We start from the raw sequence: 23056 nt of genomic DNA, 5'->3' as shown, positions 1-23056 counted from the left end.
GGAGGTCGGAGGTCGGAGGTCGGGGGAGCTTCGGGCGCTCCTGGTGCTCCGGGCTTCCGGGCGCACTCCTCACGCCTGCTCTCCGCACCCCTCACCCCCGCCCCCGGCACCCCGACAGCCACCGGTAACCAGCCGTCACACCCGCGCAACGGCCCGGCAACGCCCGGCTGCCAGGCTCCCCTCATGAAGGCGTCGATACCGCCCCCGCCACCCGTGGACCCTTCGCTCCCCGCGGTTCCCTTCGACAGTACGGCGCAGCTCATGACGGAGATCAGCAACCGGCTCAGCGACCGGCTCACCCGGGTCGGGCTGCGCGGCCTCCCCCCGCGGCCCCCGGCCGCCCGTACACCCGGCGGCCCCCGCCCCGCCCACGTACCGGACGGCCCCCGTCCCGCCCACGTACCGGACGATTCCCGCCCCTCCCTCAGCGCCTCGACGGCCTGGCAGGCGCCCCCGCTCGTCGCCGTCGCGCACGGCAGCCGTGACCCCGCAGCGCTGCGTACCGTCACCGCCCTCCTGGACCGGGTACGGCGGCTGCGCCCCGGGCTCGTCGTCCGTCTCGGCCACATCGAGCTGAACGCGCCGCTGCTCCCGGACACGCTGGCGGAGCTGAGCGGTACGGCCGTCGTCGTACCACTGCTGCTCGCGCGCGGCCGGCACGTCGGCCACGACATACCGGCCGCGCTGGCCGGAGCCCCCCACCTGACGGCGCGTTCCGCCCGCCCGCTCGGCCCGCACCCCCTGCTCGCCGAAGCCCTGCACGCCCGTCTCGAAGAGGCCGGGGCCCGGCGCCCGGACGCCGTCGTGCTGGCCGCCGCCGGCTCCCGCGCCCCCGAAGCGGCCGCCGACACGGCCCGTACGGCGCGGCTCCTGTCCCAGCGGCTCGGCGGCGTACCGGTCGTGCCCGCCTACGCCTCGGCGCCCCCGGACGGCGGCCCGGCCGGCACCCCGCTCTCCGTCCCCGCCGCGCTGCGCACCCTCGCCGCCCGCGGCCACCACCGGCCCGCCCTCGCCTCCTGCTTCACCGCGCCCGGCCGCTTCGCCGCGCAGTGCGCCGCGGCCGTCCCCGGGCCCGCCGCCGCACCGCTCGGTGACCATCCCGCGCTGGCGCGGCTGGTCCTGCACCGTTACGACCAGGCACTCGCTGCACGCGGCGGGTGCGTCCAGGACTCCCTCGGGGCGGCTACCGTCGCCGTATGACGGGCACACGAACGACGACCGGCCGCGAAGCGGGCCACGACGGTACGGGGTACGGAGCGGCCGACACCGAACGCTGGGTCCCCGAGCCCGACAAACGCCCGGGGCGCACGGCTTTCCAGCGTGACCGGGCCCGGGTGCTGCACTCGGCCGCGCTGCGCCGCCTCGCCGGCAAGACCCAGGTCGTCACCCCGGGCACCACCGGACACCTGTGGGACGCCAGCCCCCGTACCCGTCTCACCCACTCCCTGGAGTGCGCCCAGGTCGGCCGCGAACTCGGCGCGGCGCTCGGCTGCGACCCGGACCTGGTGGAGACCGCCTGCCTCGCCCACGACCTGGGCCACCCGCCCTTCGGGCACAACGGCGAGCAGGCGCTGAACGAGGTCGCCGCGCCCTGCGGCGGATTCGAGGGCAACGCCCAGTCGCTGCGGCTGCTCACCCGCCTGGAACCGAAACGGTTCGTCCCCGACACGGACGGCACGGCCGTCAGCGTCGGCCTCAACCTGACCCGCGCCGCCCTGGACGCCGCGACCAAGTACCCGTGGCCGCGCGGCGGCCACCCCACCGATCCCGGTTCGTCCAAGTTCGGTGTCTACGAGGACGACCTGCCGGTCTTCAGCTGGTTCCGGCAGGGCGCGCCGGAGGCGGCGCGCAGCTTCGAGGCACAGGTCATGGACTGGGCCGACGACGTGGCGTACTCGGTGCACGACGTGGAGGACGGGCTGCACGCCGGCCACGTCGACCCGAACTGCCTGCTCGCCGAACCCGAACGTGCCGAAGTGTTCGCGATCGCCGCCGAACGTTACGCCCCCGGCGCGGACCCGGAGGAACTGGGCGAAGCCCTCGACCGCCTGCTCGACCAGGAGTGGTGGCCGCACGGCTACGACGGCACGGCCGTCGCCCAGGCCCGCCTGAAGGACGCCACCAGCCAGCTCATCGGCCGCTTCTGCCTCGCCGCGGAGACCGCCACCCGCGCCGAGTGGGGGTACCTTCCCGGCCGTTCCGGCACGGCGGCCGGTACGGGGGGATTCACCCGGCACCGCGCCCGGCTCGTCGTACCGCCCGGAACCCGCCTGGAATGCGCCGTGTTGAAGGCCGTCGCCGAACGGTACGTCATGCGCCGCCCCGAGCAGGAAGCGCTCCGCGCCGACCAGCGCATCGTCATCGCCGAACTCGCCGAGGCACTGGTCGCCCGCGCCCCGGACGGCCTGGACCCGCAGTTCCGCGCCCTGTACGACCGGGCCGAGGCGGCCGGCGACGACACCGCCCGGATGCGCGCCCTGATCGACCAGATCGCCGCCCTCACCGACGTCTCGGCGCGCTCCCTGCACGCCCGGCTCACCCGGCCGCGTGGCACGCTCTGACCAGCAGGCACCCGCGCCACCGGGCCACCATGGACGGGGCCGGTGCGACCCCTGGGGAACGGGCCCCCTTCCCGCGGCGCGCGCGGTGCGGGACGCTCGAGCCTGAGTGTTTCGAACGGGGGAAACACATCAGGGGCACGACAGGGTGGACGGCCGCGGAACGCGGTATGTCCCCCAGTACCTGAACGGCTTGGGGGACGTCCCCACCCGCGTCACACGACCGGGCGGGGACACGCGGCGGGCCGCGCCGGGCAGTACGCGGCGGAAGCACTGCGGGGGGTAGAACGGGGACACGACCGGGGGCGTTCACGGACGCGGACGCACCGCGCCGCAGCGAGGAGGAAGCAAGTGGTCGACGCACACCAGACGTTCGTCATCGTCGGAGGTGGCCTGGCCGGGGCAAAGGCCGCCGAGACCCTTCGTGCGGAAGGCTTCACCGGCCGGGTGATACTGATCTGTGACGAGCGCGACCACCCGTACGAGCGCCCCCCGCTCTCGAAGGGGTACCTGCTCGGCAAGGAGGAGCGCGACAGCGTCTTCGTCCACGAGCCCGCCTGGTACGCCGGCGCGGACATCGAACTGCACCTCGGCCAGCCCGCCGTCCACCTGGACCGCGCGGCCCGCACCGTCCGCCTCGGCGACGGCACCCTGATCGCGTACGACAAGCTCCTGCTGGCCACCGGCGCCGAGCCGCGCCGCCTGGAGATCCCCGGCACCGGCCTGGTCGGCGTCCACCACCTGCGGCGCCTCGCGCACGCCGAGCGACTGCGCGGTGTGCTGCAGTCCCTGGGCCGGGACAACGGCCACATCGTCATCGCCGGCGCCGGCTGGATCGGCCTGGAAGTCGCCGCCGCGGCTCGCTCGTACGGCGCCGAGGTGACCGTCGTGGAGCCCGAGCCGACCCCGCTGCACGGCGTCGTCGGGCCCGAACTGGGCAGCCTCTTCACCGACCTGCACAGCGAGCACGGCGTCCGCTTCCACTTCGGCGCCCGCCTGACCGAGATCGCCGGACACGACGGCGTGGTGCTGGCCGCCCGCACCGACGACGGCGAGGAGCACCCGGCCCACGACGTGCTCGCCGCGATCGGCGCCGCGCCGCGCACCGCACTGGCCGAGCAGGCGGGCCTGGACCTGATCGGCCGGAAGGACGGCGGCGGGATCGCGGTGGACGCCGCGCTGCGCACCTCCGACCCGCACATCTATGCGGCCGGTGACGTCGCCGCCTTCCCGTACCCCCTGCCGCCCGGCGCGGGGGACGACGGCGGGCCCGCCGGGCTGCGCGTCGAGCACTGGGCCAACGCCCTCAACGGCGGCCCCGCCGCCGCCCGCGCCATGCTCGGCCAGGACGTCACCTACGACCGGATTCCCTACTTCTTCTCCGACCAGTACGACATCGGGCTGGAGTACTCCGGCTACGCGCCCCCGGGCTCGTACGACCAGGTCGTGTGCCGTGGCGACGTCGGCAAGCGCGAGTTCATCGCCTTCTGGCTGTCCGAGGGGCGGCTGCTGGCGGGCATGAACGTCAACGTGTGGGACGTCACCGGACCGATCCAGCAGCTCATCCGCTCGGGCCGAATCCTCGACCCGGCCGCGCTGGCCGACCCGGAGGTGGCCCTGGACTCGCTGCTCTGAGCCCGGTTCCCCGCGCCCGGAGGACCCGCGCCCGAGGAGCCGGGCCCGGGGACCCGCGCGCCCGGAGGACGAGGACCCGAACCGCAGCCGACGCCCAGGGAGACCCGCCCATGAGCGAAGCCACCGTCACGCTCGACGACGTCCAGGACGCCGCCGCCCGCATCAAGGGCGTCGTCCACCGCACCCCCGTGCTGCGGTCCCGCACCCTCGACGTCCTCGTGGGCGCCGAGACGCACCTGAAGTGCGAGAACTTCCAGCGGGCCGGCGCGTTCAAGTTCCGCGGCGCCTACCACGCCGTCTCCCGGCTGGCGCCGGAGCAGCTCGCGCGCGGCGTCGCGGCGTACTCCTCCGGCAACCACGCCCAGGCGGTCGCCCTGGCCGCCCGGGAGCTGGGCAGCAGCGCGGTGATCCTCATGCCGCAGGACGCGCCGCGCTCCAAACGGGACGCCACCGAGGGCTACGGCGCCGAGATCGTCACCTACGACCGCTACACCGGCGACCGGGCCGCCCTCGGCGCACGGCTCGCCGCCGAACGCGGCCTGGCCCTGATCCCGCCGTACGACCACCCGCACGTCATCGCCGGTCAGGGCACCGCGGCCCTGGAACTGATCGAGGAGACCGGCCCCCTGGACGCCCTGCTCACGCCGGTCGGCGGGGGCGGGCTGATGGCGGGCTCGGCCGTCGCCGCGACCGCGCTGTCACCCGGCATCCGCATGATCGGCGTCGAGCCGGAGACCGGGGACGACACCCGGCGCTCGCTGGCGGCCGGCGAGCGGGTCCGCATCCCCGTACCGCGCACCATCGCCGACGGGCAGGCACTGGCCGAGCCCGGCGAGCTGACCTTCGCCGTCAACCGGCGACTGCTGGACTCGGTGGTGCTGGTCAGCGACGACGAGATCAGGGCGGCGATGCGGCTGGCCTTCGAACGGCTGAAGATCGTCACCGAGCCGAGCGGGGCGAGCGCACTGGCCGCCCTGCTGGCCGGGGCGGTCGAGCCGCTGCCGCGCCGGGTCGGCGTGGTGATCTCCGGGGGCAACATCGGGCTGGACCGCTTCCTGGAACTGATGGCCTGAGGACGGCCGCCCCGGGCCCGTACGGCGGCGGCGACCCGGCCGCCGGGCGGGCCCGGACGGGATCGCCGTACCCGGCCGGACGTGATCGCCGTACCCGTCCGGACCGGACCGTCCCACCCGGCCGGGCGGGCCCGGACCGGACTGTCGTACCCCACCCGTAGAATTCAGGCGTGGCAGGCAGGATCAACGATGACGACGTGAAGGCGGTACGGGACGCGGTCCCGATCGACGCCGTCGTGTCCGAGTACCTCCAGCTGCGCAGCGCGGGCGGCGGCAACCTCAAGGGCCTGTGCCCCTTCCACGACGAGAAGTCCCCGTCGTTCCACGTCAGCCCGGCCAAGGGCCTCTACCACTGCTTCGGCTGCCAAGAGGGCGGGGACGTCGTCGACTTCATCATGAAGCTCGACCACCTCTCCTTCGCCGAGACCATCGAGCGCCTCGCCTCCCAGGCCGGCATCACGCTGCGCTACGAGGAGGGCGGCTACACCCCGGGCCGCCAGCAGGGCGAGCGCACCCGCCTGGTCGAGGCGCACAAGATCGCCGCCCAGTACTACACCGAGCAGCTGGACAGCCCCGAGGCCGAGATCGGCCGCAAGTTCCTCGCCGAGCGCGGCTTCGACCAGGCCGCCGCCCAGCATTTCGGCGTCGGCTACAGCCCGGCCGGCTGGGACCACCTCACCCGCTTCCTGCGCGGCCGCGGCTTCAGCGACAAGGAGCTGATCCTCTCCGGCCTCTCCCAGGACGGCCGCCGCGGCCCCATCGACCGCTTCCGGGGCCGCCTGATGTGGCCGATCCGCGACATCGCCGGCGAGGTCGTCGGCTTCGGCGCCCGCAAGCTGCGCGACGACGACAACGGCCCGAAGTACCTGAACACCCCGGAGACCCCCCTCTACCGCAAGTCCCACGTCCTGTACGGCATCGACCTCGCCAAGAAGGAGATCGCCAAGACCAACCGCGCGGTCGTCGTCGAGGGGTATACGGACGTCATGGCCTGCCACCTGGCCGGCGTCCGCACCGCCATCGCCACCTGCGGTACCAGCTTCGGCGAAGGTCACATCAAGATCCTGCGCCGGCTGCTGATGGACAATTCGGGCTCCGAGGTCGTCTTCACCTTCGACGGTGACGCGGCCGGCCAGAAGGCCGCGCTGCGCGCCTTCGAGGACGACCAGAAGTTCGCCGCCCAGACCTCCATCGCCATCACCCCCGGCGGCATGGACCCGTGCGACCTGCGCCTGGCCGAGGGCGACGCCGCCGTCGCCGGCCTGGTGGAGTCCCGTACACCGCTGTTCGAGTTCGCGCTGCGCCAGGTCGTCGCCCGGCACAACCTCGACACGACCGTGGGCCGCGCCGCCGCCCTCGACGAGGCGGCGCCCATCGTCGCCAACATCAAGAACAGCTCCATCCAGCACGAGTCCGCCGTGCAGCTGGCCGGCATGCTCGGCATCCTCGACACCCAGTTCGTCGTCCGCCGGGTCGGCCAGCTCGCCCGCTGGGCCCGCGAGCGCGGCCGGGAAGGACAGAACGGCCAGGACCCGTCCCGTACGGGCCGCCGCGCCGCCCCGCAGGCCCCCGAGGCCGCCCAGCCGCCGCCCGCCCCCCGCGGCCCCGCGCTGAACCTCCGCAGCCCCGCCCTCCTCGTCGAACGGGAACTGCTCAAGCTGGCCCTCCAGCGCCCCGACCTGGTCTCGCCCGCCTTCGACGCGTACGGCGCGGACGAGTTCACCGCGCCCCCGTACGCGACCGTCCGCCGGTGCATCGCCGACGCGGGCGGCGCGATGTCCGCCGCGGGCGACAACACCTACCTCGCCCGGGTCCGCGAGGCCGCCCCCGACGACACGGTCCGCGCCCAGGTCACCGAGCTGGCCGTGGAACCGCTGCACACCCGCCGCGACCCCGACGAGGCGTACGCCGGCGTCCAGTTGGTGACCGTCCGGCTCGCCGCCGTCAACCGCCGCGTCACGGAGATCCGCGGCGCCCTCCAGCGCCTCGGCCCGAACGCCGACCCCCAGCACCTGGCCGCCGTCCAGAACGAACTGTGGGTCCTCCAGCAGTACGGCCAGTCCCTGCGCGAACGCGGCTACGCGGCGCTGTAGCCGCCCACGCCCGGCGGCCGGGCACCCCGGCCGGCCCCTCGGAGCCCGCCGCCCGCGCCGGCGGCCCGTACGCGGCCGAGGCGCGGCGCACGGCCCGTACCCACCCCGCCGTAGCCGCGCGGTCACCGTCCGGACCCAAAAAGTGCCCGCACGCCCCTCGTGGCGGACCTGTGTCGTACTCCACACTGAGGAGCGGTGCCTGAGTCCTCGGAGCGCGGCGGGTCCGGACGTACGGAACCGGAATCCCCCGCGGAACCGCTCTTGATGTACGGGACGGACAGCGGCTCGGCCGCAGACGCTCCCGGCCTTTCCGCCGCCTCAGCAGCGATCACACTGGAGGTCGCCCCCGTGCAGACCCGGACCCTCGCCGACGCGCCGGCCGCGGATTCGGCCACCGTGCCCCAGCAGGCCGAGCCGCCCGCGCCCGAAATCCTCGTGGAGGAGATCGCCCCGGAGCCGCCGCCACGTGCCGAGGCCGGCGGCCCCTCCTCCGACCTGTTCCGCCAGTACCTGCGCGAGATCGGCCGGATTCCGCTGCTCACCGCCGTGGAGGAGGTCGAACTGGCCCGCCGCGTCGAGGCCGGCCTGTTCGCCGAGGAGAAACTCCGCCTCACCCCCGACCTGGACTCCCAACTCGCCCTGGACCTCGACAAACTGGTCGTCCTCGGCCGGATGGCCAAACGCCGCCTCATCGAGGCCAACCTGCGCCTGGTCGTCTCCGTCGCCAAGCGCTACGTCGGCCGCGGCCTGACCATGCTCGACCTCGTCCAGGAGGGCAACCTCGGGCTGATCCGAGCCGTGGAGAAGTTCGACTACGCCCGCGGCTACAAGTTCTCCACCTACGCCACCTGGTGGATCCGCCAGGCCATGTCCCGCGCGCTGGCCGACCAGGCCCGCACGATCCGCGTCCCCGTACACGTCGTGGAACTGATCAACCGGGTCGTACGGGTACAGCGCCGGATGCTCCAGGAGCGAGGGTGCGAACCCACGCCCGAGGAGGTCGCCGCCCAGCTCGACCTGGCCCCCGAACGGGTCAGCGAGGTGCTGCGGCTCGCCCAGGAGCCGGTGTCCCTGCACGCCCCCGTGGGCGAGGAGGACGACGTCGCGCTCGGCGACCTCATCGAGGACGGCGACGCCGCGTCCCCCGTCGAGTCGGCCGCCTTCCTGCTGCTGCGCGAGCACCTCGAAGCGGTCCTGTCCACGCTCGGCGAGCGGGAGCGCAAGGTCGTCCAGCTGCGGTACGGGCTCGTCGACGGCCGCCCCCGCACCCTGGAGGAGATCGGCCGGATCTTCGGCGTCACCCGCGAACGCATCCGCCAGATCGAGTCCAAGACGCTGAACAAGCTCCGCGACCACGCCTTCGCGGACCAGCTCCGGGGCTATCTGGACTGACCCGGAGCTGCCCGGACCGCTCCGGGGCCTCCGGACAGAGGGCTGTCTCCCGCACCTGCGCCTGCACCTGCACCGGAAGGCAGTCCTCCTGGGCCGGACAACGGACCCGCGGCCCCGGGCCGCCTGCGCGCCTACCGCCCCTGAGCGGACCTGTGGGCCCTACGGCCCCTGGCCCGTCCTGTACGTCTCACTCTCTCCCGACCGCCCTCGCACACTCTTCCGCCGCCCCGCTGCCGCTCTTCCGTCGCCCTACTGCGCGGACAGGAACGCCCCCGCGTAGCTCTCCTCCCGTACCGCGATGTACTGCTGGCGCACCGCCTGCCCGACCGGCAGATCCTCGCCCGGCTCGAAGACCTGGCTGGCCGCCGCGGGCCAGCGCGGCGGCTCGTGCGGCGCCAGCGTGCCGTGCGCCGCGCCCAGCGCCCAGGCCGCCTGCCGCGCCGCGCCCAGCGCCGCGTAGTCCGCCGGCTGCGGCACCACGACCTGCGCCCCGAACAGTCCCGGCGCCGCCGCCTGCACGGCGCCCAGCTCGGCCGCCGCGCCCAGCAGGAACACCCGGCGCACCTCGACACCGCGCCCGCGCAGCACGTCCAGCGCGTCCGCGAGCCCGCACAGCATGCCCTCGAAGGCCGCCCGCGCCAGATGCTCCGGCTTCATGCTCTCGCGGCGCAGCCCGTGCAGCGACCCCGCCGTGTGCGGCAGGTGCGGCGTCCGCTCGCCCTCCAGATAGGGCAGCAGCACCATGCCGTACGAGCCGGGCGTCGACTTCAGCGCCAGCTCGGACAGGCCCTGGAGATCGGTGCCCAGCATCTCGGCCGTGCCGCGCAGCACCCGTACCGCATTGCTCGTGTGCACCACCGGCAGATGCATCCCCGTCGCGTCGGCGAACGAGGTGATCGTCCCGTTGGAATCCGCCAGCGCCTCGTGGTGGATGCCGAAGACCGAACCCGAGGCGCCCAGCGACACCACCGCGTCGCCCGCGCCGACCCCCAGCCCGAAGGCGGCGGCCATCGTCTCGCCCGTACCCGCGGAGATCAGCAGCCCTTCGGGCGTGAACCCGGCGGTGCCGGACGGACCCAGCACCTCCGGCAGCCGCACCTGGTGCCCGAGCGCCAGCTCCACCAGATCGGGCCGGTACGCGCCGGCCGCCGCCGACCAGTACCCGGTGCCGGACGCGCCGCCCCGGTCCGTCGTACGCCGCGCCGGGCGCCCCAGCAGCTGCCACACCAGCCAGTCGTGCGGCTGCAGGACCTCGGCGACACGCGCCGCGTTCGCCGGTTCGTTACGGGCCAGCCAGCGCAGCTTGGTCAGCGGCTGGGCGGCGTGCGGGACGGCCCCGACGGCCTGCGTCCAGGCGGCCCGCCCGCCGAGCGCGTCGATCAGATCGGCCGCGGCGCTCTGCGCCCGCTTGTCGTTGCCGACCAGCGCGGGCCGTACGAGAGCGCCGTCGGCGTCCAGCGGCAGCATCCCCTGCTGCTGGGCGGAGACCCCGATCGCCTGCACGCCTTCGAGGAGCCCGTTGCCCGCGGCCTCGCCGAGTGACATCAGCCACGCCTGCGGGTCGATCTCGTGTCCCTTTTCGGCGGGGTGCGGCGCGTACCCCTGCCTGATGACGGCACCCGTGTCCGCGTCGCAGACGACGATCCGTGTGCTCTCGGACGAACTGTCCAGCCCGGCGACTATCCCCATGCCCCCAGATGATGCCCCATCGACGGGACAGGACGGCCGCCAGGTTCACACCCCCGGGGGCCGGGACGGTGGACGCGGGCGGCCGTTCCCGGCCGCCCGCGCGCTCCGGAGGTCAGGTGTTGCTCGTACCCCAGTCGTCCTCGTCGGAGCCACGCTGCTCGCGCAGCGCCCGGATGCGCTCGGCCACCGGCCCCGGCATCCGGTCGCCGACCTTGGCGGACACCTTGTCGAACGCCTTGGTGGCCACCTCACGGCCGCCGAGGGCGGCGGACTCCGCGGTATTGCGGACGGCCGGGTTCTGCGCGATCCGCCGGGCACTCTTACGGAGCTGCTCGTAGCGCTCCCGGCCGGCTTTGGTGCCGAGCACGTACCCGATGGCCAGTCCTGTGATGAACGTGAGCCGGTAGCGCATCGTCGCTCCACCTTCCCTCTCGTCGGTCTCGCTCGCGCGCGCTGTAGGTCGGTCCGCCGGGCTCGTGCTGCGCGCCTGCCCGCGGGTCCGCCGGTCTGTGCTGCCCGCCTACCCGCGGACCAGAAGATCATCCGGGGCCACCCGCAGGCGTACCGATTGGCGGAGCACCCCCCTGCTTGCGCTAATGTATGTGCAGCAGCGAGCGCACGCCGTCCGGAGCCCCCGGATCGGAGTGCATTCGAGGCACACAGAGCATTCCCCTGTAGCTCAATTGGCAGAGCAGCCGGCTGTTAACCGGCAGGTTACTGGTTCGAGTCCAGTCGGGGGAGCTCGGTCCCCTGTAGCTCAATTGGCAGAGCATTCGGCTGTTAACCGGAGGGTTACTGGTTCGAGTCCAGTCGGGGGAGCAGCACGGAAGAGGACCCCCACGGGGGTCCTTTTTCCTGTCCGGGGGAACCGAACACCCGGTGCCCGAAGTCCTCTTGGACGAGCATGGCGGCCCATCGAGGACCCACCCGCGCAACAGATCGTATGAGCGGCTATGCTGCGGCAGACGGCGCGCACAAATGTGCGCGGCGCGCCGTTTCGGGGCGGTAGCTCAGCCGGTTAGAGCAGCGGACTCATAATCCGTCGGCCGTGGGTTCGAGTCCCACCCGCCCCACTCCTGCGCATCTGTGCAGAAACGATGTGACCTGCGGAAACGTCACTCTGTGGCCGTGAGGCGACGTTCGTCGCCTCACGGTTGTCTCACGCGCCTCTCGGGCGCTGGTCGGCATGGCGCACATCAAGACCCACACGAGCAAGACCGGGACCGTGTCCTACGGGGTCGTCTGGCGCGCCGGTGGCACCCGCGACGGCAAGTGGCAGCGCGAGGTCTTCGACGACGAGACGGCGGCGAAGCGTTTCCGTGACCTCGTGAACGGTCGCGGGCAGCGATGGCCGCTTGGCTGGGTCAAGGGCGAGGGGTTCGTCGAGGAGGCGGCCGAGCCTGCGTGCCCGGCCGAGGAGATGTTCCCGGCCATGCCGTCAAGTACGTCGAGCTGCTGACAGGCATGTCCGGGCGTACCCGGACCAACTGTCACAGATTCACTGAGAACCACATGGCCTCATGATTCCGGGACCTGGCAGTCTCGGATGACGCGAACAAGATCATGCGCGGTCGCGTCAGTCAGTGGATCAACGGCCTCAAGGAGGGGCGCCCGGGGCCGCGGCGCGAGCCCGGGACCGTGCGGCCGCTTACGCCCCGAAGACCATCGTCAACCTCCACGGATTGCTCTTCAGCGTCCTCCGGACCGTCGTGACCGCCGATCCGGCTCTGCGCGACTCGAATCCCTGCTCTTACACGCGTCTGCCTGAGGGGGACGAGGCCGAGGACGAAGAGGTCTTCCTTGAGCCGGAGGAGTACGCAGTCCTCCGTACCCATCTGAAGGGCGACGCTGTCGATCTTGTTGACGCCTTGGCCGGCACGCGCCTGCGCTGGGGGCAGGCGGCGGCACTTCAGCCCTGCGACTTCACGTTCAGCGGCAAGCGCCCCAAGCTCCGTGGGCAACGAGCTTGAAAGCGTCGGGTTGAAGGCGAAACGTACCTCGGTGCCGCCGAGACGAAGGGGTCCCGGCGGATGCTTGTCCTCAGCCATGATCAGGTGAAGTTGTTCAGGGGGACTGTCGGGGCAAGCAGCCGCAGGGGCTGATCTTCACTGTCCCCGGCGGAGGGTTTTTCCGGCTTCTTCATCGCGAACCGCTGGAAGCCTGCTTTGGATGCCGCCAACGTCGCCGGCCTGACGAAGAGGCTCCGCATCCATGACCTTCGCCAGACGCATGCCTCGAGGCTGATCGCCGGGAAGATCCCGCTGCCCGTGATTCAAGTATGGCTCGGGCACGAGTCCATCCCTGGACAGAGCCGGCCGCCGGAGGCCTGACGTTCGTACGCCCGAACTCCGGCGCGCGGCAAGGTCCCGCCTCTACCCTTGCACCGCGGCGTCCAAGTGTGGAAGCCCGATGATGTCTGCCAGGGGGCGGGACATGGGGAACCGGGGGAGAAGGACCGCGGTCGTGCTCGCGGCGGTGCTTGCGTTGCCGCTGGCCGGGTGCGGGTCCGCAAGCGACGGAGCGGAGAAGACGCCGAGGACGGACGGGCCGACTGTTTCGTTGCCGTCGTCGCCGTCGACATCGCGTACGCCTAGGGGTTCGGGATCGGCCGGCGGGCCCAGTGAGGCCACCGGATCGGAGCAATCCACCGGCCCTGGCAAAACCACCGCCACCGCCTCCGGTAACGGCACCTGGCCCGGCGTGACGAACAGCCCCGGCGCCGGTCGGCGCGGTCCGGGTGGTCAGGGCGGGACGTGGACACCCGATGGCCCATCGTCCCGCTCTCACGGAAACCCGTCATCAGGTGGCGGCGACACCCCTGAACGTCCGGAGCCGAGGAAAGAACTGGCCTGGACGCCGTTCGGCCCCAAGTCGCCGTCCAACGACTACGCCAACTTCGATCACGTCTACGACCTGGTGCAGCGCAAGGACTGCCAACTGGCGCAGAGCCGCTACCGGGACGCGGGGCGGCAGGGCAAGTGGGAGAGCGACCCGCACCCCTGGAACGTGATCAAGGGACTCGTCGCCGCCTGTTTCGTGGCCCAGGGACAGGCCGATCGGTGGCAGACCGTCACCAGCGCGTACTCCCAGGTGAAGGGCCACTCGTCGGGCAGTTGCAAGTACCGGGCGGGCTTCCGGGTGCTGGAGAGACTCGCTCTGTTCCGGATGCGGCACCCGGACGGCAAGGTCGTGTTCGGGGCCGCGCCGGCAGGACGTAACGCGTGCCCGAACGGGATCACCGAGTACAGCTCGGCGACCGTGCACCAGGGCGGCCATTTCGGAATCTCCGGAACCTGGCCGGTGCCGGTCTCGGTGTACTTCGATGAGAGGAAGGCCCAGTTCAGGCAGGGGGATCCGAACGACCGCTGCTGTCACAGGGGAGCGCTGTCCGTCGAGGTGCCGGCCGACTTGCCCCTCGGGAAGGCCAAGGTCTCACTGCGGGGCGACGGCAACGCGTTCCGCCTCGCCGGGCCCACCGTCAGCGTGCTTCACCCGCAGTCATCACCGTGACCCGGGTCGCGTCGCTCGTGGCCCGCGTGCGCCGACGCGTTCGCGGTGGGCGGGAGCTGCTGGGGCCGGGGCCAGCGCCAGGGCCGGATCCTGGGCTTGGGCCCGGGCGGGGGCCCGGCAATGACATCGGCCCTGGCCCCGCACGCGGTCCAGACTCGGATCCCGAACCGCACCCCACCCCCAGCCCCAGCTCTGGCCCCAGCCCTACGGTCGTGCCTGGCTGGCTGGAACTGGCCGGTACGGTCGGCTCGTTGGTGACTCTGCTGACGGCGGTCCTCTTCTACTTCGGCTGGGCGAGCAGCGACGCGGAAAGCCGTGCCCTCGGTCTTCAGGACTCTGTCTTCCACCTTTCCACCAGCGACTACCTGCTGCGGAGCGTGCAGGCGCTGTTCCTGCCGGCATGGCTGATCGCGGGCGCGGCGCTCGCTGCGGTGGGCCTCCACCGGTGGACCGCCGACGAGCCCCGCAGGATTGCATGGGCCGCGCGCCGCCTGCGGTTCGCCTGGCTGCCGCCACTGGCACTGTTCGTGCTCTACCGCTTCCACCCCGGCCTGTTCGACCTGCTCATTCCGCTCAGCGCCATCGTCGGTTTCCTGCTCACGGCGTACGCCCGCACCCGCCCGCCGACCGCCGTGCCAGAAGCCCCCGGCGCCACCGGACCGAGCGAACTCCCCGGACTCACCGAGACGCAAAGACGCCACCACCAGCGCCTGTGGTCACTGACCGTGCTGATCAGCGTGCTCCTGCTGTTCTGGGCCGTATACGCCTACGCCGGTCTTGTCGGCCGGGGCCGGGCCGCCGACACCGCGCGGAGCATGAGCACCAAGGACCCCGCCGTGGTCGTCTTCAGCAAGTACGACCTCATGCTCCGAGGTGGTGGCAGTTGCTACTTCCACGTCCGGGAGAAGGGCAGCGCCTTCGGCTTCCGGTACTCGGGGCTGCGTCTCTTCCACATCGCCGGGGATCGCGTCTACGTCGTACCGGTCCACTGGAGCCCGGACGACGGGACGCTATGGGTGCTGGAGAAGAACGACAGCGTGCGGGTGGAGTACATCAGCGGCCCGGCGGGACGGGCCGAGAAGTGCGAGTGAGGAGACTCTGGCGAGCGCGACTCGTCGCCGCATGTGACGCCGCGACCGGTGCCACATGCGGACGCGAAGTGCGTCCGGTTGTGCGGCGCATGGCATGTGTGATCCGTTCGACCACGAGAAGTTCCATGGTGCTGGCCGCGCCAACATCCTGTCAGGGGTAGCCGGGGATTTCTAACGCCCATGAATTTATAAAAATTTCTTCCCTGAATTCTTTTCCGTCTCAGGGAGTGGCCTGCATGGCTAGTTGGGTGCTGTGCTGGTCGGGGCGGAACGGCAGTCGAAGAGGCCTTTGTCTGGGACCGCAGCGGCTCGCCGGTATCGCGTGGTGTGCGTCGACGTGACGGGTGGACTGCTGTGCGCCCTTCTCGCAACTGGGTGTGCGTTCTGGCAAATGCGCCGAAAGACCGATCCGCCATTCCCTGAGACGTGTGAACGTACGCAGATGCGTGCGGCTTCAGGTCGGTGTGTGAGGCCTGTGTCGTAGTGCCCCTGCCGTGTCGGGTGCCGGCGTGCCTTGGCGCCGGGCCCGAAAGTGAGGGGAACTCAGGAGAACCTGCGCATGTCCGTACCGCCCTCTCTGCGTGCGCCTGACGGCCGCCGGTCTGCTAGGTGACGCCACGACTGCGCGTCTCGTCGGCGGCAGGTCCGCGGGCCTGCCGCCCGCCATTCGTCGGATCAGGTGGGAGAAGAAGTGGCTCCGGTCGTCGGAGACGTGTACCAGTTTTGGCACACTACAAGCAACGGAAAGAAGCTTCACTGGTGGTGCGATGACGAGATGAAGGAGGAATCCGAGACGAAGGCGCACTGGGTGTTCCATGCCCTGGACGTCTCGGACAGGAAGTATGTCTTCGCTCGCCGCAGCATTGCGGACCGAGGGAGCCTCGGCTCCGGGTATCTGATGCACCCCCGCGACGGGAAGCCGTGGGATGACGAACCGGACAAGATCGACTCGCCGGCAAAGATTGAATGGCAGATAAAGGAAGACGGCGGCTATCACTGATTCTACAGCCTTGCTGAGGCCAAGTACGTCTACTTCGACGAAGATGCGTCCCGGCTGCGATTCTCGGACAGTACGGAAGGCGCCAGGGGGCTTTTCGACCTGGTGAAGGTCGGTGAGTATCCGGCCGTTGTGGAGCTTTCCCGCGTGCTGCCACCAAAGCTGCCAACCCCGAAACCGGCGAGCCTTGACAAGCCGGATACGTGGACGTCCAACCCGCCGGTACTTTCCGCACAGGCTCTGGTGCCGTGCTACCTCATCCCAGATGACCACGGACACGAGTACACGTGGCAGGGAATCATGACCCCCTACTGCATCGTGCGCCGCTGGTCCAGCTGGCACCTCATCGACGACGCCTTCAGGGTTCACCCCGCACTCACCACGGCCACCCATGCGTGGCATGAAACCGAAGGGGTCGCTGTAAGCAAGGCACAAGAGATCGACCGCACGCTCAACATGAGCGTGTCTGCCGAAGCCGGGTTCTCCCTCAAGGGGCTCAGTGCCAGTCTCAGTACGTCACTCAGCCATTCGATGAGCGTCAAGACCTCGACCCAGTGACAGCGCTCCTATACGCATGAGGAATTGGGGAGCTTCCAGGTTGGACCTCTCCAGAAAAATACCGCCTAGGCGGACTGGTACTGCCACGACATTTACCGCATCTACCGCTCCAACGGCGAAGACCGAATCATGGAGTTCACGGTCAGCCGCCCGAAAACCTACGTGTCCAGCGCATGGCCCGAAGGGCCGGAGCTGCCACGCGCAGGTTCCCGGGCCCGCTTCGCCGCGTCTGGAGACGCAGGCGCCTGAACTGCCACTGGAGCACTCCGCCGAGGGCCGGCGATGCCTCTGCGGACGCCTCTGATCGGTTACATGGGCGACCCCGCCACCATGCCGCCGCACCCGAGCCGGCGGAAACACCGCTGATCACTATGGGCAGATCGGCTGGTGTCCGGGGACCTCATGCCTACGGCCCTCGGCTCATGCCCCCAGCCGTCCCTGGTTGTTGTCGGTGACAGCGGCGGAGTGGTTCACCTGTGGTCCCTTGCCGCGTATCAGCCGGCCTCGCGGTCCTGTCGCCTGCCTGGGACCGTTCAGTCGGAAGCTGTGTGCTCGCCATCCCGAAGCAGGTCGCCGAGCACAGTGGGAACACGATGCTCAACGGGCCGGTATGGCCGACGGTGTCAGCAGGCGTCGCTGGGGCAAACAGCGTGGTTCGCAGCCGTCAACGGCGTGCGGACTCTCCTGCGACTCGCGCCGACGGCACAGGCAGGAGTCGGCCCACGGGGGCTGCTGAGTTCCAAGACACCTGCCCTGCCACGGCTGCTCCACAAAGGCTCCTACGATCTCGACATTGCTCTGATGCAAGAGGAGACCCGCATGACGCTGTCCCGATCGCTGGATACGTCGGGTGGCCGTCCGGGCCGGGGCCTCTTCGGGCGGCCGGTCTCGGAGGGGTGGCTCAGGGGGAGACGGTCAGCCGATGGGGTTGACGTAGGTGGCGGGGTGGGTGGCGCCGTCCTGGTGGGTGAGGGGGCCCCAGGGCCACTTCAGGGTGAGGGCGGTGGTTTCGTTGGGCGGGGTGACGGCGACGGTGGCGGGCTTCCAGGAGCCTTCCTCGTTCTCCTTGGCCATGCCGAGGTTGAGGGTGAAGTCGGTGCTGTCGCCGGGGGCGAGGGTGATGGAGCCGTGCTTGGCCGAGGAGCGGGCGAGCGACCAGCTGGGGCCGCCGGCGTCGGGCTTGAGGTCGACGCCGGCGAAGCCGCCGATCTTGCAGGTGCGGTTGCTGGTGTTGGTCAGGACGATGCTGGTGGTCGTCCCGCCGTTTGCGTTCGGGTCGGGGGTGGCGTCTTCGCCGGTGGCGAAGGCCGCTTTGAGGTCGGAGGTGTGGCAGCGCTGGTGGCCCGCACCGGTCTTGCCGCCGCCGCGGGCGGCCTGCGGGCCGCCGGTCTGCTGGCCCGCGGCACCTGCCTTGGTGTCGGTCTTGGTGCCGGAGCCTGTCTGGGGGTTGGAGCCCTGGGTGTCGGTGGAGGAGGAGCCCGTGCTGCTGGAGTTGGCGGCGCTGGGGTCGGCGGCGGCCGCGTCCATGTGGGCTGCGGCCTTGGTGCCGGTGGCGGCGTCCGAGCCGGAACAGGCGGTCAGGGTCAGGCCGGCGGCTGCGGTCAGGGCCGCGGCGGCGATGCGCAGGGTGCGGCGGCGGGCGGTGCGGGTGATGGTGCTGGCGCTCATTTCGGGTTCCCCCCGGGGCAGTTGGTGTCGCGGTCTCCTCGGTACGTCGTTCACTCTGCCCGGGGCCGCTGGCGCGAGGCTGCCGCTCCGCTAACACCCGGCTAACGCCTCTACGGGGCCGACGGGGAGGAGTCGAGGAGGGAGCAGCCGAGGGGGTGCGGGCGCGTCACCGTGAGGTCTGCGCCACCTCGACCCACTGTGCCCACCGGATCGCTCACGGCCCTGACCGGCCCGAACGGCTCCGGCAGAACTGCCACGATGCGGCTGCTGCTGGGCTAGGACCGGCCCGACGCGGGCTCGGCATCCCGTGGCCCTCCTTGGCCGGAACCGAACCGCGTCCGTTGTCCATGGGTGAACCCGTCAACGGGCATCGGCCCGGTCGACGTCGCACACCTACACGCACCCCTGCGCGTCGTGGCGTCCGACGGAACCGCCGTGCCGATCTTCAGCCACCAGGCCGGCGAACTCGATGCCGCCTGCGGCTACCTGCGGCCGCTTCCTCTTCCCGTACCAGGCGGCTCCGGTACGGGAACCGTCTGCCGGTCGGCGCCACGGCCGAGCGTGCGGCCGGACTGCACCGTACAGCGGCCGCCCAAGACAGTGCCCTGGTCCACCTCACGTGATGGGCGACAGGGCTCGACGGGGCCGCCCGGAGCCACCGGATAGGATTTTTGTCCGATCATGTTCCTGCGGTGAACGGGGGTGTGCCGCTGGAGCGATCAGGGACCTCACTCCCACAGGCAGGGAGCCACCCCACGCGCAGCCGTCCGCCGGGCGGCGGCTCTCGAAAGCCCGTGCCTGATTCCGGGCTGCACCGCCGGCCCTAGGACTTGAACGCCCTTCATGACCAGTCACATATCAGCCTTCCGACGACGCCTGCCCGTATGGCTGCTTCCGCTGCTGTGGACCCTCCTCCTCGGCCTGTGGGGGCTCTCCCGGCAGAACAGCGTCTGGCGGGACGAGGCCGCGACCTGGCAGGTGGCCCAGCGGTCCACCGCGGAGATCTGGCACATGCTGGGGCAGGTCGATGTCGTCCACGGCCTCTACTACCTGCTGATGCACGAACTCTTCGCATGGTTCGGGCCCAGCACCACGACCCTGCGGCTTCCCTCCGTGCTGGCCATGGCGGTGGCGGCGGCCTGCGTGACGGCCATCGGCAAGCGGCTGGCGGGCGGCTGGGCCGGGCTGGCAGGAGGGCTGGCGTTCGGTCTTCTCCCGGCGGTGCAGTTCCAACTCCAGGAGGGACGCCCGTACGCGCTGGTCACGGCGGGAGCGGCCGTATCGACCCTGCTGCTGATGACCGTGCTCAGGGGTGCCGGCAGAACGGTGCCCTGGGCGGGGTACGGGGGAGCGGTCCTGGTGTGTGCGCTGTTGAACTGGCTGTCGTTGCTGATCCTGCCCGCGCACTTGGCGACCTTGGTCTGGGTGAAGGCCGGGCGCAGGATGTGGACACGCTGGGCGACAGCGGCGTCGGTCGCCGTGGCGGGGGCGCTCCCGTTGGTCCTGTTCAGCCGGACCCAGTCCGGCCAGGTGTCCTGGATCCCGCCGCTGACGTGGCACATGATGATCGGCCCGGCGGTGCTGCTGGCGATCGGCGGCCTCGGGGCCGTACTGGACCGGCCGCGGGCGGGCCGGCTGTCGGTGGCGGCTGTCGGCCTGCCGCTGCTGGCGGTGCCGCAGCTCGGCCTGATCGGGCTCTCCCTGGTCCAGCCGCTGTTCCTGGACCGCTACATCCTGTTCAGCATGCTGGGGCTGGCGCTGCTGATCGGCACGGCGCTGGGTACGGCGGTACGGGCGGCCAGGCCGCGGTTCCCCCGGGCGGCGCCGTGGCTGGTCCCGGCGGTGGTCGTGGTGGCGGTGGTCGCGCTGCTGCCGCAGTCGCTGGAGAAGCGCTCTCCGGGGAGCCGGGTGGACGATGTCCTGTCGGTGGCCGCGGAGGTGCGCGAGCTGAAGAAGCCCGGTGACGCGGTGATCTTCATACCGGCAGCACGGCGGGACAGCGCCCTCGTCTCTCCCGGCGACTTCGCCGGCCTGCGGGACATCGCGCTGGCCGAGAGCCCGGCGGCGTCCGGAACGCTGAAGGGCGAGGAGGCCGGCCCGGAACGGATACGGGCCGCGATGCTCGCGCAGCGGCGGATCGTGCTGGTCACCGACGCTGCCGAGGTGGCCCGGCCGGTATCGGCGGAGCGGGACCGGGTGAAGGCCGCGGTGCTCAAGGAGCGCTTCGCGGTGACGGCGGACGAGCAGGACCGTGGGCGGCGGGTGCTGGTGTACGAGCGGCGCTGACGGGCCGTCGGTCCCTGCGCCCCGCGCCCAGCGGTCCGCTATCGGCCGGTCCCACCGCTCCCGCCGGCCGTTCCCTGCGGTCCGCCCCCGGCTTGTCCCCACCACCCCACCCCGCCGCCCCCACCGGTGTCATTCGGGCCGTCCGCCCACCCGAGGGGGACCAGGGGGGCGTGAGTGGGGCCCGGCGGTGGAACCGGACAGGGGGCCGGGGAGGGCCACCTGTTGTCCCGCTCGGCTGTTCGACCCTGCTTGTCGGATGAACCACATGGTCGGCAGCTCAGCCGGGCCGTGACCGGATGCCGATTCGAACGCTCCGCTGTCCGGTTGCGCACGATGTGTTCCAGGGGTGGCAGCCATAGCGTGAGCCCGCCTCTTCTCAGTACGCCGACGAGAAAGGAACGGACGCAATGGCTGTCATCAACCTCATGGTCCTCGAAGGGGACGAGCAGGAACCCGAGGGCTGGACGAAGATCAGCAAGGACCTGAACGCCGGTGCCGGCGGCCAGTACCTGTACTTCGCCTTCGAGACCGACAGCAAGCTCGCCGCGCCCAACGCCGCGTTCGGGCCCATCACCGACATCATCTTCCTGTCCAAGGGCGACGAGGCCCCGCACGGCTACCGCAAGCTCAACAAGGACCTGAACGCCGGCGCGGGCGGCGAGTTCATCTACGCCGCGTACACCCGCAGCACCGACCAGGGCTCGCCGATCAACTCGCTGGACGTCGCGCTCACCGACAACCGCGACTACCAGCCCCCGAAGCCCTGGGAGCGCTACGACAGGGACCTGAACGCGGGCGCGGGCGGCAGGTACGTGTACCTGCTGCACATCTGACCCGTACGGCAACCGGACGGCAACCACCGGAAGCGGGCGGGCGGGACGGCGGCTGCCGTCCCGCCTTTCGCGTGCGTCCTCCGTAGCTGCGCAGCCCCGTGAGCCGTCTCTTACGCCGCCCCCTCCGCAGCTCCCGTGCGGCACAGCAGGGCCGCGTGCAGGTCGAGGCGGTGGCTCAAACGGGTGAGGTCGCGGTCGGTGAGGTGTTCTATGCGCTGGATGCGGTAGCGGACGGTGTTGACGTGGAGGTGGAGGGCGGCGGCGGTGCGGGCCCACGAGGCGTCGTGGCGGAGGAAGACCTCCAGGGTGTGCAGCAGGGTGCCGGTCCGGTCGTGTTCGGGGAGGAGCGGGCGCAGGGTGCGGGCGCTGAAGACGGCGCGTACGTCGTCGGGTACGGCGGCCAGCAGCCGTTCGAGGGTGGCGGGGGCGGAGCTGTCCCCGGGGGCGGGCGGGGTGGTGTGCGGCATGGGGCGTGCTCCTCGTACCGTTCCGGGCGCCGGGCCCGGGTTTCTGCCGTGCGCACTCGCCAGGTGAGTGTGCGGAATCGCATCGTAAATGCCAGGGGAATGGGTGGGTAGTCGCGCTGGTGCGAGGGGGCGGGGGAGAGGGGGAGAGGTGGGCGGTGGAGTCGCGGTTCCGGGCGTACGGGGTGGGCGGTTGCGTGGGCGGCGGAGTGGCGGGTTCGTGCGTGGCTGCGACTGTCGGTGGGGTGCGCTTGTTTCACTCGGAACATGGACCTGAATACGGTGCGGGAGGTCCGGGACGCCCGGGAACGTCCGGAATGGCGGCCGGGTGACGCCTGGCTCGGCGGCGGTACGTACCTCTTCTCCGAGCCCCAGCCGGGGCTGCGGCGGCTGCTGGACCTGAGCCGGATGGGCTGGGAGCCGCTCCGGTGGCTGCCGGACGGCGGGCTGGAGATTGCGGCGACGTGTACCGTCGCCGAGGTGTCCCGGGCCGGCAGTGGGACGGGCCGGCCGGCGGGGCCGCTCTTCGAGCAGTGCTGCCGCGCCTTCCTGGCCTCGTTCAAGATCTGGAACACGGCCACTGTCGGCGGGAACCTGTGCCACGCGCAGCCCGCCGGCCCGATGATCGCCCTCACCGCCGCGCTGGACGGCACCTGCCTGCTGCTGGCCACGGACGGGACCGCCCGGCGGCTTCCGGTGGCGGATCTCGTCACCGGCGCCGGGTGCAACGCGCTGGCAGAGGGTGAGTTGCTGCGCTCGGTCACGTTGCCGGCCCGCGCGCTGGAGTGCCGTACGGCGTTCCGGCAGACGTCGCTGTACGGGCTCGGGCGCTCGGCCGCGCTGCTGATCGGGACGCTCGACCCGGTGGACGGGGCGTTCGCCCTGACGATCACGGCTGCCACCGTACGGCCGGTCCGGCTGCGGTTCCCCGTGCTGCCGGACGCCCGCGCGCTGCGGGCGGCGATCGGGGACGCCGTGCCGGACGACGGCTGGTTCGACGACGTCCACGGGCTGCCGGAGTGGCGGCGGCACATGACGTACCGGTTGGGGGAGGAGATCCGGGAGGAGTTGGGCGCGCGGACGCCGGCGGGGCCGGAACCGTCTTCTAGCCGTACCGATACCGATAGCCGTACCGATTCCCGCACCGATAGCCGTACCGGGTTCCGCACCGATTCCCGCACCGGTTCCCGCACCGATTTCCGTACCGAG

General features: G+C 71.6%; 19 protein-coding genes, 3 tRNA genes and 1 pseudogene. 19 read left to right on the top strand and 4 right to left on the bottom strand.

What is annotated here, in order from left to right:
• Positions 1-261 precede the first annotated feature (261 nt).
• The 6 genes from ACZ4Z1_RS17490 to ACZ4Z1_RS17465 all read left to right on the top strand — a co-directional run bounded on the left by ACZ4Z1_RS17490 (position 262) and on the right by ACZ4Z1_RS17465 (position 8751).
• Positions 262-1200: a sirohydrochlorin chelatase gene (locus ACZ4Z1_RS17490; protein ID WP_468487471.1), complete on the top strand. Its 939-nt coding sequence runs from the start codon at positions 262-264 to the stop codon at positions 1198-1200.
• Positions 1197-2561 (top strand): deoxyguanosinetriphosphate triphosphohydrolase, encoded by a 1365-nt coding sequence (locus tag ACZ4Z1_RS17485; protein ID WP_468487470.1) that lies wholly within the window; start codon positions 1197-1199, stop codon positions 2559-2561. The genes ACZ4Z1_RS17490 and ACZ4Z1_RS17485 overlap by 4 nt, the downstream gene beginning before the upstream one ends.
• A 348-nt stretch (positions 2562-2909) precedes the next feature.
• Complete coding sequence (locus ACZ4Z1_RS17480) at positions 2910-4193, top strand: NAD(P)/FAD-dependent oxidoreductase (RefSeq protein WP_468487469.1); 1284 nt, start codon at positions 2910-2912, stop codon at positions 4191-4193.
• Positions 4194-4303: 110 nt separating this feature from the next.
• Positions 4304-5266, top strand: coding sequence for a pyridoxal-phosphate dependent enzyme (locus ACZ4Z1_RS17475; RefSeq protein WP_468487468.1), 963 nt, complete (start codon positions 4304-4306; stop codon positions 5264-5266).
• 170 nt (positions 5267-5436) lie between these two features.
• Positions 5437-7359 (top strand): DNA primase, encoded by a 1923-nt coding sequence (gene dnaG, locus ACZ4Z1_RS17470; RefSeq protein WP_468487467.1) that lies wholly within the window; start codon positions 5437-5439, stop codon positions 7357-7359.
• A 195-nt stretch (positions 7360-7554) separates the two neighbouring features.
• On the top strand, positions 7555-8751 hold the full coding sequence (locus ACZ4Z1_RS17465) for an RNA polymerase sigma factor (RefSeq protein ID WP_468487466.1): 1197 nt from the start codon (positions 7555-7557) through the stop codon (positions 8749-8751).
• A 249-nt stretch (positions 8752-9000) separates the two neighbouring features.
• On the opposite strand, the gene ACZ4Z1_RS17460 is transcribed toward ACZ4Z1_RS17465, so the two are convergent.
• Together ACZ4Z1_RS17460 and ACZ4Z1_RS17455 are read right to left on the bottom strand one after the other, a co-directional pair.
• Complete coding sequence (locus tag ACZ4Z1_RS17460; RefSeq protein ID WP_468487465.1) at positions 9001-10440, bottom strand: FGGY family carbohydrate kinase; 1440 nt, start codon at positions 10438-10440, stop codon at positions 9001-9003.
• 112 nt (positions 10441-10552) lie between these two features.
• Positions 10553-10852 carry a YtxH domain-containing protein gene (locus ACZ4Z1_RS17455; RefSeq protein WP_468487464.1) on the bottom strand — a complete coding sequence of 100 codons (300 nt, stop codon included), beginning with the start codon at positions 10850-10852 and terminating at the stop codon, positions 10553-10555.
• Between the two features lie 256 nt (positions 10853-11108).
• Between ACZ4Z1_RS17455 and ACZ4Z1_RS17450 the strand changes: the two genes are divergently transcribed.
• The 10 genes from ACZ4Z1_RS17450 to ACZ4Z1_RS17405 all read left to right on the top strand — a co-directional run bounded on the left by ACZ4Z1_RS17450 (position 11109) and on the right by ACZ4Z1_RS17405 (position 16596).
• Positions 11109-11181 (top strand) — tRNA-Asn (locus ACZ4Z1_RS17450).
• Between the two features lie 5 nt (positions 11182-11186).
• Positions 11187-11259, top strand: a tRNA-Asn gene (locus ACZ4Z1_RS17445).
• Between the two features lie 180 nt (positions 11260-11439).
• Positions 11440-11513: transfer RNA gene (locus ACZ4Z1_RS17440), tRNA-Ile, on the top strand.
• 113 nt (positions 11514-11626) lie between these two features.
• Positions 11627-11899, top strand: coding sequence for a hypothetical protein (locus tag ACZ4Z1_RS17435; RefSeq protein WP_468487463.1), 273 nt, complete (start codon positions 11627-11629; stop codon positions 11897-11899).
• Positions 11900-12122: 223 nt separating this feature from the next.
• Entirely contained in the window at positions 12123-12410 is a 288-nt protein-coding gene (locus ACZ4Z1_RS17430; RefSeq protein WP_468487462.1) for a hypothetical protein, read from the top strand.
• 195 nt (positions 12411-12605) lie between these two features.
• Positions 12606-12770 (top strand): tyrosine-type recombinase/integrase, encoded by a 165-nt coding sequence (locus ACZ4Z1_RS17425; protein WP_468487461.1) that lies wholly within the window; start codon positions 12606-12608, stop codon positions 12768-12770.
• Between the two features lie 370 nt (positions 12771-13140).
• A complete protein-coding gene (locus ACZ4Z1_RS17420) occupies positions 13141-13950 on the top strand; it encodes a hypothetical protein (protein WP_468487460.1) in 810 nt (269 codons plus the stop codon).
• A 212-nt stretch (positions 13951-14162) separates the two neighbouring features.
• Positions 14163-15041 (top strand): hypothetical protein, encoded by an 879-nt coding sequence (locus ACZ4Z1_RS17415; RefSeq protein ID WP_468487459.1) that lies wholly within the window; start codon positions 14163-14165, stop codon positions 15039-15041.
• A 691-nt stretch (positions 15042-15732) separates the two neighbouring features.
• Positions 15733-16041, top strand: a complete 309-nt coding sequence (locus tag ACZ4Z1_RS17410) for a hypothetical protein (protein ID WP_468487458.1) — start codon at positions 15733-15735, stop codon at positions 16039-16041.
• Positions 16042-16143: 102 nt separating this feature from the next.
• On the top strand, positions 16144-16596 hold the full coding sequence (locus ACZ4Z1_RS17405) for a hypothetical protein (protein WP_468487457.1): 453 nt from the start codon (positions 16144-16146) through the stop codon (positions 16594-16596).
• A gap of 915 nt (positions 16597-17511) precedes the next feature.
• Here ACZ4Z1_RS17405 and ACZ4Z1_RS17400 read toward each other — a convergent pair.
• Positions 17512-18264, bottom strand: coding sequence for a DUF4232 domain-containing protein (locus ACZ4Z1_RS17400; RefSeq protein WP_468487456.1), 753 nt, complete (start codon positions 18262-18264; stop codon positions 17512-17514).
• 843 nt (positions 18265-19107) lie between these two features.
• On the opposite strand from ACZ4Z1_RS17400, the gene ACZ4Z1_RS17395 reads away from it, so the two are divergent.
• The gene (locus tag ACZ4Z1_RS17395; protein ID WP_468487455.1) at positions 19108-20550 is read left to right on the top strand and encodes a glycosyltransferase family 39 protein; all 1443 of its coding nucleotides are present in this window, start codon (positions 19108-19110) and stop codon (positions 20548-20550) included.
• Between the two features lie 407 nt (positions 20551-20957).
• A complete protein-coding gene (locus tag ACZ4Z1_RS17390) occupies positions 20958-21383 on the top strand; it encodes a hypothetical protein (RefSeq protein ID WP_468487454.1) in 426 nt (141 codons plus the stop codon).
• A 110-nt stretch (positions 21384-21493) separates the two neighbouring features.
• Here ACZ4Z1_RS17390 and ACZ4Z1_RS17385 read toward each other — a convergent pair whose 3' ends face one another.
• Positions 21494-21850 (bottom strand): PucR family transcriptional regulator, encoded by a 357-nt coding sequence (locus ACZ4Z1_RS17385; protein ID WP_468487453.1) that lies wholly within the window; start codon positions 21848-21850, stop codon positions 21494-21496.
• Between the two features lie 264 nt (positions 21851-22114).
• Here ACZ4Z1_RS17385 and ACZ4Z1_RS17380 point away from each other — a divergent pair.
• A pseudogene (locus tag ACZ4Z1_RS17380) lies at positions 22115-22921 on the top strand (FAD binding domain-containing protein); the annotation flags it as partial.
• Positions 22922-23056 lie beyond the last annotated feature (135 nt).

It is taken from the genome of Streptomyces sp. NPDC030165 (assembly GCF_055573595.1).
This window is presented reverse-complemented; position numbering and strand designations above follow the sequence as displayed.

Coding starts and splice junctions, on each gene's coding strand:
- ACZ4Z1_RS17490 (WP_468487471.1), top strand. CDS start 262: ATGACGGAGATCAGCAACCGGCTCAGCGACCGGCTCACCCGGGTCGGG.
- ACZ4Z1_RS17460 (WP_468487465.1), bottom strand. CDS start 10,440: ATGGGGATAGTCGCCGGGCTGGACAGTTCGTCCGAGAGCACACGGATC.
- ACZ4Z1_RS17390 (WP_468487454.1), top strand. CDS start 20,958: ATGGCTGTCATCAACCTCATGGTCCTCGAAGGGGACGAGCAGGAACCC.
- ACZ4Z1_RS17435 (WP_468487463.1), top strand. CDS start 11,627: ATGGCGCACATCAAGACCCACACGAGCAAGACCGGGACCGTGTCCTAC.
- ACZ4Z1_RS17400 (WP_468487456.1), bottom strand. CDS start 18,264: ATGAGCGCCAGCACCATCACCCGCACCGCCCGCCGCCGCACCCTGCGC.
- ACZ4Z1_RS17475 (WP_468487468.1), top strand. CDS start 4,304: ATGAGCGAAGCCACCGTCACGCTCGACGACGTCCAGGACGCCGCCGCC.
- ACZ4Z1_RS17485 (WP_468487470.1), top strand. CDS start 1,197: ATGACGGGCACACGAACGACGACCGGCCGCGAAGCGGGCCACGACGGT.
- ACZ4Z1_RS17455 (WP_468487464.1), bottom strand. CDS start 10,852: ATGCGCTACCGGCTCACGTTCATCACAGGACTGGCCATCGGGTACGTG.
- ACZ4Z1_RS17385 (WP_468487453.1), bottom strand. CDS start 21,850: ATGCCGCACACCACCCCGCCCGCCCCCGGGGACAGCTCCGCCCCCGCC.
- ACZ4Z1_RS17395 (WP_468487455.1), top strand. CDS start 19,108: ATGACCAGTCACATATCAGCCTTCCGACGACGCCTGCCCGTATGGCTG.